This is a genomic window from Luteitalea sp., from assembly GCF_022842525.1.
Lineage (GTDB): Bacteria > Acidobacteriota > Vicinamibacteria > Vicinamibacterales > Vicinamibacteraceae > Luteitalea.
On the sequence record NZ_JALHPM010000229.1, the window covers coordinates 1 to 8,783 of the forward strand.

The 8,783-nt window shown below is 70.2% G+C and carries 9 protein-coding genes and 1 tRNA gene; 2 read left to right on the top strand and 8 right to left on the bottom strand.

The window, feature by feature from the left end:
• Nucleotides 1-726 (top strand): MBL fold metallo-hydrolase (locus Q0C41_RS27435; RefSeq protein WP_291989520.1); only part of this gene is annotated, 726 nt, incomplete at its 5' end.
• A gap of 57 nt (nt 727-783) precedes the next feature.
• On the opposite strand, the gene Q0C41_RS27440 is transcribed toward Q0C41_RS27435, so the two are convergent.
• Nucleotides 784-1,185, bottom strand: coding sequence for a DUF3592 domain-containing protein (locus Q0C41_RS27440; RefSeq protein WP_291989523.1), 402 nt, complete (start codon nt 1,183-1,185; stop codon nt 784-786).
• 177 nt (nt 1,186-1,362) lie between these two features.
• Between Q0C41_RS27440 and Q0C41_RS27445 the strand changes: the two genes are divergently transcribed.
• Nucleotides 1,363-2,307, top strand: coding sequence for a PP2C family protein-serine/threonine phosphatase (locus Q0C41_RS27445; RefSeq protein ID WP_291989525.1), 945 nt, complete (start codon nt 1,363-1,365; stop codon nt 2,305-2,307).
• A gap of 141 nt (nt 2,308-2,448) precedes the next feature.
• On the opposite strand, the gene Q0C41_RS27450 is transcribed toward Q0C41_RS27445, so the two are convergent.
• From Q0C41_RS27450 to Q0C41_RS27480, 7 genes are all read right to left on the bottom strand, one after another.
• Nucleotides 2,449-2,538 (bottom strand) — tRNA-Ser (locus Q0C41_RS27450).
• A gap of 9 nt (nt 2,539-2,547) precedes the next feature.
• Nucleotides 2,548-5,217, bottom strand: coding sequence for a magnesium-translocating P-type ATPase (gene mgtA / locus Q0C41_RS27455; protein ID WP_291989527.1), 2,670 nt, complete (start codon nt 5,215-5,217; stop codon nt 2,548-2,550).
• 55 nt (nt 5,218-5,272) lie between these two features.
• On the bottom strand, nt 5,273-5,713 hold the full coding sequence (locus Q0C41_RS27460) for a CBS domain-containing protein (RefSeq protein WP_291989529.1): 441 nt from the start codon (nt 5,711-5,713) through the stop codon (nt 5,273-5,275).
• Between the two features lie 50 nt (nt 5,714-5,763).
• Nucleotides 5,764-6,213, bottom strand: a complete 450-nt coding sequence (locus Q0C41_RS27465; RefSeq protein ID WP_291989531.1) for an Hsp20/alpha crystallin family protein — start codon at nt 6,211-6,213, stop codon at nt 5,764-5,766.
• Between the two features lie 133 nt (nt 6,214-6,346).
• A complete protein-coding gene (locus Q0C41_RS27470; RefSeq protein WP_291989533.1) occupies nt 6,347-6,994 on the bottom strand; it encodes a nitroreductase family protein in 648 nt (215 codons plus the stop codon).
• Nucleotides 6,995-7,009: 15 nt separating this feature from the next.
• Entirely contained in the window at nt 7,010-8,137 is a 1,128-nt protein-coding gene (locus tag Q0C41_RS27475; RefSeq protein ID WP_291989534.1) for a hypothetical protein, read from the bottom strand.
• 140 nt (nt 8,138-8,277) lie between these two features.
• On the bottom strand, nt 8,278-8,783 hold a 506-nt coding region (locus Q0C41_RS27480; RefSeq protein WP_291989536.1), incomplete at its 5' end, for a response regulator transcription factor.

Below are 8,783 nucleotides of genomic sequence, written 5' to 3' on the forward strand. Positions count from 1 at the left end.
GACGGATTGCTCGTGGTCGACAGCCAGTTCGCCGATACCGCGCCGAACCTGCTCGCCGGGCTCAAGGAGCGCAGCCCGCGTCAGATCGACGTGCTCATCAACAGCCACCACCATCCGGATCACACCGGCGGTAACGGCGTGCTGCGCCCGGCGGCGAAGCAGATCGTGTCGCACATGCGCGCGGCCCAGAACCTCAAGGTGCAGGCGGAGCGCGCGAAGACCACGGCGACGATGCCCGATGTGACCTTCCCCGACACGTGGAGCGTCACGCTCGGCGACGAGACCATCCGCGCGCGTCACTGGGGCCCGGCACACACCGGCGGAGACGTCTCGATCCACTTCGAACAGGCCAACGTCGTGCACCTCGGCGACCTGCTCAACAACCGTGGGTTCGCCAACGTGGACGGTCCGGCCGGTGCCTCGGTGCACGGCTGGATCCAGGTGCTCGAGAAGATGGCCGCGGCGTATCCGGCCGATGCCCTCTATATCTTCGGGCACGCCGAAGCGGGGCATCCCTTCATCGGCACCCGCGGCGACCTGCACTACCAGCGCGACTACTTCACGGCCGTCATCGAGTACGCGCGTCGGGCCCGCCGCGAGGGACGTGCGAAGGACGATCTGGCGAAGGTGGAAGTGCTGCCGAAGTTCGAACACCACGGCGGCACGAAGGCCCGCATCGGCATCGCGCTCACGCTCGCCTACGACGAACTGGCGACACGCGGCTGAACGGGCACGAGGGCCGCGAGGCCGGCCGCCGCGCGCCGCGTGTCGCGGGCGGCCGCCTCAAATCCGCGTCAGCACCCAGAAGAGCAGTCCACTGAAGCAGAGCACGCCGACGGGGAAGAACCACATCGGCGCCAGGCGGTCGATCTCCGCGAGGTCATGGTCTCCCGGGACGTAGCGCACGGGTACCACCTGGCCGATCTCGATCTTGGTCGCGCTCGACCCGAACGAGGAGCGGAACGTGAACCTCTCGTTCGTGGAGGTGTCGAACACCTCGATGACGGGCGCCTGGGTGCGGCGGGGCGGTGCGCCGGGGCGCGGCTCGGTCCGGGTGTTGCCGTCTACGACCTTGCCTGTCGTACGGACGCCGCGCGTGTAGAGCCGGATCCGTCCAAGCAGGACGAGCAGGCCCACCACAAGGGCCAGCGTGGCGAACGTGCCGATGATGAGCTTGGCAATCATGTGTGTCCTCCGCAGCGAGCCGCGGCATCGACGGCGGTTCTACGATCGCACACCCTCCAGCCACGCCGGGAGCGGCCAGGGCTTTTGACGGACAATAGGCCTGTGGTGTCCCTCTTCTTGTCGCGGCGACGCGTGTCCCTCCGCCGTAACGTGCGGCCCCGGACGCGGCTTCGGTAGATGGTGACGCCGCCGCAGCCGATGGCCTGTATGGAGGTGTGGGGCGGCAGTCACCTGGCCGACCACGCCACCCGATTCAGCGGGCTCGACGCGTGGGTCTACAGCAAGCCGTATGGCGCGGCGGCACGCGGCGGTGACGTCGTGTATGCCTCCAGCTGCGCCACGGGCCGGATCACGCGCCTGATGGTGGCCGACGTCGCCGGGCATGGGCGGGCGGTGGCGGGGACGGCCGCGGACCTGCGCCTGCTCATGCGCCGCTTCGTCAACACGCTCGACCATACGGAGCTGGTCGGGCACTTGAACCGCCAGTTCAAGGCGCTGCCGACGCAGGCCGCGTTTGCCACGGCGGTCGTGGCCACGTACTTCGCGCCGACCCGTCGCCTGACGCTGTGCAACGCCGGTCATCCGCGCCCCCTCATCTATCGCGCGGCCACGGGCGAGTGGCGCTTCCTGAGCAACGACCCGTTGCCGCGGGCCACGGGCCCCCGGAACCTGCCGCTCGGCATTCTCGACATCGCCGACTACGACGCGTCCGATGTCGAACTGCAGGAAGGCGACTGCGTGCTCGCCTACACCGACGCGCTCATGGAGGCGCAGGACGCCGACGGCGAGATGTTGGGCGAGGAGGGCGTGCTGCGGCTTCTGCAGCTGCTCGGCGAGGTCGATCCGGCCAGGCTGACTGCCTCGCTCCTTGGCGAGATCGAGAGTCGCTACCCGGAGAACCTCGCGGCCGACGACGTGACGGTGCTGCTCGTCCAGGCGTCGTCACGGGAATCGCAGCATGGCCTGGGCGAGCGGCTCAAGGCTGCCGGCCGATTCATGCGCATGGCCATGCGCGCGTGGCGCCCGGGCGCCGAGCCGCTACCGATGCCCGACCTGAGCGTGCCGAACGTGGGCGGCGCGATCGTGCCCGGCCTGTCGAAACGGTGGCGGAAGCAGGGTTAGCCTGCGGCGAACAAAACCGCGGCGCCCCACACTCACGGAGGCAGACGGGCGGAGGAAGTGGATTCGTGCCGAGTCGCGACGGGCCTGCCCGTCGCGCGACGCCTGAAGACCAGTCGAACCGCCACACTCACGTCGTGAGTGTGGCGGAGAGAGTGGGATTCGAACCCACGGTACGGTTTCCCGTACACACGCTTTCCAAGCGTGCTCCTTCAACCACTCGGACATCTCTCCGCTTTAGAATCAACGACTTGCGAGCGGCGGAGAAAGATTATGACACACGTCGATCCGATTCGCTCCAGGTCGGCGCATCCCGGCCACGCCGCCTCCCGGACGCGGCGCCTGCGGTGAAGCCCCTTTGTCCTGCGGTGTCGCGGTGCGGAAGAGCCAGCGTTTGGTCACCTCGGTGGCCATCAGGTAGCTGCCGACGATGCCGAGGACGGCGCCGACCGCGATGGGCGAGAGCGGCACGAAGCCGAACAGCCTGGACCAGGATCCGAGAAACGGGATGACGAGGGCGACGGCCGCGGCTCCGGCCGTCGTCCACAGCAGCAGGCCGCTCGGCCGGCTGCGCCACGCCGGCCCCCGCGTCCGCAGAATCAGCACGACGCCGAGTTCGGTGAGCAGCGATACCACGAACCAGGTCGTCTGGAAGGCGGCCTCACCCGCGTGGAGAATGAGTCGCAACACGGCGAAGGTCAGCAGGTCGAAGACGGAGCTGACGAGTCCGAAGACGATCATGTAGCGCCGGACCTGCGCGATGTCCCAGCGCTGCGGCTGCGTCACGCGCTCGACGTCGACCCGGTCGGTCGAGATGGCCATCGACGGCACGTCCGACAGGAAGTTGTTCAGCAGGATCTGCTTGGCGAGCAGCGGCAGGAACGGCAGCAGCGGCGCGGCGATCGCCATGCTCACCATGTTGCCGAAGTTGGCCGAGGTCGTAATCGAGATGTACTTGAGCGTGTTCACGAACGTGCGGCGTCCGCCCTCGACGCCGGTGCGCAGGACATCGAGATCGCGCCGCAACAGGATGATATCGGCGCTCTCGCGGGCGACGTCCACCGCCTGATCGACCGAGATGCCGACGTCGGCGGCGCGCAGCGCCGGGGCGTCGTTGATACCGTCCCCGAGGTAGCCGACCGAGTGCCCCGTGCGCTGGAGCGCGCGCACGATGCGCTCCTTCTGCTGGGGATCGATCTCGGCGAAGAGCGCCGTGCCGGGCGCCGTGTGCCAGAGCGCCTCGTCGTCGAGCGTCGCCAGTGCCTCGCCGGTCATCATCGATGCCGGGTCGAGTCCGACGGCCGCCGCGAGATGGCGCGTGACGAAGCGGTTGTCTCCCGTGATGATCTTGACGCCCACGCCGAGGTGTGCGAGGTCGGCGAGCACGCGCGCCGCGTCGGACCTGGGCGGATCGACGAAGAGGAGGAAACCGGCGAAGACCATTCCGGTTTCGTCGTCACGCTGATAGGTGGCCCGCGCGGAGACGCGGCGTGTGGCGAGGGCCAGCACGCGGAACCCCGCGCGCCCCTGCGCCTCGTAGTACGCGGCGAGGTCAGCCGCGATCGCCCCGGTCAGGCCGAGCGCCACATCCTCGCGTGCCACGTGCGTGCAGACCGCGAGCACGTTCGCGAACGCGCCCTTGGTGATGACGAGGTGGCGCCCGGCGTCGCGCTCCTCGGCCACCACGATCGTCAGGCGTTTGCGCAGGAAGTCATAGGGAATCTCGTCGACCTTGCCGTAGCCGGTGGTCGAGAGCCCGGCCCGGGTCCCGGCCGCGACGAGGGCCGCGTCGAGCGGGTTGTCGATGCCGGTCTCGAACGATGCGTTCAGGAAGGCGAGCTGCCGCACGGCGGGCGAGGACCGTCCTGCCGGATCCGTCGCGTCGGCGAGCACGGTCGTGCCTTCGGTGAGCGTGCCGGTCTTGTCGGTGCACAGCACGGTCATGCTGCCCAGGTTCTCGATCGCATCCAGGCGGCGGACGATGACGCCCTCGGCGCACATGGCCCGCGCGCCTGCCGAGAGCGTCACGCTCACGATCGCGGGCAGGAGTTCCGGCGAGAGTCCGACGGCGAGGGCGACGGAGAAGAGCAGCGACTCGACGAGCGGGCGGTGCAGCAGGAGATTCACGCTCAGCACGGAGACGACGATGAGGACCATCAGCCGGATGAGCAGGTAGCCGAACTGCCGGAGGCCGCGGGCGAAGCTGGTCTCGGGCTCCCGGGCCCGCAGCCGCGCGCCGATTGCGCCGAACGCCGTGCGGCGCCCGGTGTCGACCACGAGGACCGTCGCCGTGCCGCTGCGCACCGATGCCCCGAGGAAGACCACGTTCGTCCGGCGGCCGAGCGGGGTGTCGGCCGGCACGACGCCTGGCTGCTTCTCCACCGGGAACGACTCCCCGGTCATGCTGGCCTCGCTGACGAGGAAGTCCTTCGCCTCGAGGATGCGTCCGTCGGCGGGAATCAGGTTGCCGGCCGAGAGCAGCAGGCGATCGCCCGGCACGAGCTGGTCGGCGCCGACGACCGTGTCCGCGCCGTCGCGCACGACCCGGCAGGTGAGCGCGAGCCGCGTCTTCAGATCCGCGATCGCGGCGGAGGCCCGGTATTCCTGAGAGAAGCCGAGCAGCGTGGAGCCCACCACGATCGCCAGAATGATCGCCGCGTCGACCCATTCGGCGAGGCCGAGCGAGACCACGGCGGCAAAGATCAGGATGAGAACGAGCGGGCTCTCGACCTGCCGCCACAGCAGCCGCAGTGGCCCGAGTCGGCGCGCGTCCTCCACCGTGTTGGGGCCCACAGCCGTCAGCCGCGCCGCGGCGTCCGCGGCCGTGAGTCCGGCGACGCCGGAGCCGAGTGCGGCCGTGAGCTCGCCCGCGTCGCGGCTCCAGTACGGACCGGCCTCAGGAACGCCCGTCATGCCCCACGCTCAGGCGAGGCGTTGCCCCGGCAACGCGCCTTACGGTCGTGATGGTCTAGGCCACGGCGGTTTCGACGGGCCTGGGGGTGCAGATCGCCGCCAGCGTGGCGACGACGGCCGCTGCCGTCGGCGCGCCCTTCTTGCCGACCGCGCGCACGACGTCGTTCAGCGAGACGACGCCGTGCAGGTGTCCGTTGGCGCCGACGACCGGGATCCGGCGGACCCGGTGCGTCTTCATCGCCGCCAGGACGGTGTTCACGTCGTCGCCCGGCAGACACGCATGTACCGCGCGGCTCATCGCCTCGGCGGCGGAGATGCGCTCGGGCAGCAGGCGCCGCGTGGCCGACGCGATGCAGATATCGCGGTCGGTGATGACGCCGGCCAACTGTCCGGCGGCATCCACCACCGGAACGAACCCGCAGTCGTGGTTCCACATCACGTGCGTCACCGCGGCCAGGTCGGTCGTGAGCTGGCAGGTCTGGGGAGGAGTCGACATCAGATCTCGTGCGGTCATCGGGGCCTCCAAAGGCGTGCGGTTCGTCGCGCCTACGTCACCTTGACGTCGATGCTCTGCGGCCGGGCCGTCGGCGACTTGGGCAGGTGCACCTGCAGGACGCCGTCCTTGAACTCGGCCGCGATCTTCTTCGTGTCGACGTCCGCTGGCAGAGCGAGGCGCCGCTCGAACCGGCCATAGGCGCGCTCCACCCGGTGGAAGCGCGTGCCCTTTTCTTCCTTCTCCTGCCGCCGTTCACCGGCGACGCTCAGCGCGCCGTCGAGCACCTGCACTTTCACGTCGTCCTTCTTCACGTCCGGCAGGTCGGCCTTGATGAGGAACTCGGCGTCGGTCTCCTGCACGTCGATGGCCGGCGTCCAGGCCGCGAGGCTGAGGCCGCCGTTGTCGCCGAGTTCCCTGACCTCCGGCTGGTTGAAGAAGCGATTCAGCCGGTGCGACATGTCTTCGAGTTCCCGGAACGGATCCCAGCGTGTGAGTTGCATGATGTGCCTCCTGTCGGATACAGCCCTTACGAATCCATCCTGACCGCCGGGCCCGGGCGTTCACCATCCGAGGCGGCCCAATCGGTGTTGAGGGAACACCCGATGGACCAGCGCCGGACTCCTGACGAGCCGCTTACGCCTTCGGATACCCGACGGTCTGCGAGAACAGGACGTGCTGGTCGTGGGTCAGCCCGAGCGCGTCGGCGATCGCATCACGGTTGATCCAGGCGCGAATCACCGTGGCCAGTCCGTGAGCCGCCGCGTACAGATACACGTTCTGCGCAATGGCCCCCGCCGCCGCTGCGGAGTACAACTCCCGTGCGGCGGCCGGCACCATGTGCATGCGGCCGTGGTCCGCGACGTAGACCAGGTCGAGCGGCGCCTCGTCCACGAAGTCCTGATAGCCGGTCACGCGGCGCACGTCGGACGCCGCGACGAGGACGAGGCGGTGCGTCGCGCCGTCATAACGGTAGGCGCCATGCGGCAGGGCGGCGAACACGTCGATCTCCTGCGCGTTGATGGCCGTCGGTGCCGTGCGATGGCCGTCCGGGCGGTTCACGCCGAACGCCGCCCACAGCAGGCCGCCGAGCAGCGGGAGCGGCAGTGGGGCCGCGGCAAAAGCGCGCGACGACTGCCGGGCCGCGAGCGCCTCCATCAGCGGCATGCCGCCGTGCCTGTCCACCGGCGGCAGCGCGATGGTGGTGGCGGAGGCTCCTCCGGTTGCGGGCACGGGCCGCAGGCGCCCCATCGCCCCAAGGACCAGCTTGCCAACGGTGGTCATGGTGTCTCTCCGGGCTCAGGCAGTGGTGAGGGCCGGCCCATGCCCCCGGAGCTGATAGAGCCAGAGGGCGAGGGCGCCAAGGCCGAACAGCGCGCTGACGAACACGACCACGCCGCCGAGCACCAGCCGCAGCGCGGCGAGCGTCACCACGCCGGCGAGCAGGAGCATAGCCTGCTGCCGCTTCGTCGTCACCGGACCGGCGCTGAAGAGGCGGGCTTCGAGGTCGCCCACGAAGAAGGCCGTCGCCAGGACCGCGCCGAAGAGGGCCATCGCGTAGCACATCACGAGCGCGACCCCCAGCGGGAACCCGAGCACCGTGAACATCAACAGCAGGGCGGCCACGGGCAGGGTGATGAGCAGGGTGAACCCGGCGAGCAGGCTGCGGCCCGGCTGACGCCGCAGTGTCTGGACGATCGACGGCTCGAACGTCGGCACGAGATACAGCGCCAGCAGGCCCACGATGAGCAGATGCGCCACGAAGAGCAGTGTCGAGACCGTGGGCCAGGCGCGGGCATCGCGGGCGTCGCGCGGTTCGATGCGTTCGAAGGCGAGCGGGCTCGTCAGGACGGCACCGGCCGCAATCGTCGCGGTGGTGACGCCGCGGTAGGTGACCGGGGCCAGCAGCCGCGCCGTCGGCAGGATCTCCAGCTCCTCGGCGACGACCTGCAACGGCTCGCGGACCTCGCCGCCGATGTGCACCGACCTCGCCGCGACGGCGAGCGTGCGGTCGAACGTGCCGAGGACGCGCACGGTCTCCCCGGTGATCCACGCCCGCCCCTGCACGTGCGTGCCGCCGCCGGTCGTGACCTCCCGGCCGGCGATGGTCAGATCGCCCGCCACTGGGGCATCGATGGCCACCGTGCCGCCGGCGATGCGCACGTCGTCATGCGCGGGCGCCGCCAGTGTCACGTCCCACCCCGCGGCGAGGATATCGCCGCCGACGGACTTGCCGATGACCACCGTGCGGCCCGCCACCACCACATCGGCGTCCATCGGCGTCGAGATCTCCACACGGGGCCCGGCGGCGTAGTAGTTGTCGGCTCGTGGAGCCTGCGTGGCTCCCGGCTCCTGCGCGCGGATCACGATCGGCGCGGCCAGCAGCGCCATCGCGACAGCGAGCGTTGCCCGTTGAACTCCGGCCATGACGGCCTCCCTTCCCGGTGCGCCGGCCGCCCGCGTGGCCCGGCACCCTCGGCCATCCTGGCCGCGACGGCGGTGCGCATCAATCCGGCGGCGCACGGACGGCCGTCAGGGAAGGCCCGAGGGGCGCGAGCCTGAGGGGGTCAGCGAGTGCCGGACGGCGGGGGAGGCGTCGCGCCGGTGTCATGTGCGCCGGTCGCGTGGACGGCCACGAGACGCGCCAGCAGCTCCTGCGCGTCGTCGCTCTTCGTGAAGTAGCCGTCGGCGCCGGCGGCCTCGATCGCATGCAGGGCGTCCGTGCGTTCCTCGGTGGACAGACCGAAGATCGTGACGGACGGCAATTCGGCGCGCAGGCGTCGCGTGGCTTCGATGCCGTCCATGCGGGGCATCGAAACATCCATCACGATGACGTCGGGGGCCAGCGCGTGGGCCTGTTCCAGCGCCTGGAGGCCGTCGGCGGCTTCCCCGACCACCTGCAGCTGCGGATTGCCCGCGAACAGTTCCCGCAGGCCGTCCCGCACGAGGGCGTGATCGTCGGCCAGCAGGATGCGCAACGGCCGCGCCGCTGCTGTCGTGACGGCCTCGGATGGTGTGCGCGCGATCGGCGACGCCTCCCGGGCGACGGCGGCCCCGGCCGCCGTTGCGCCCG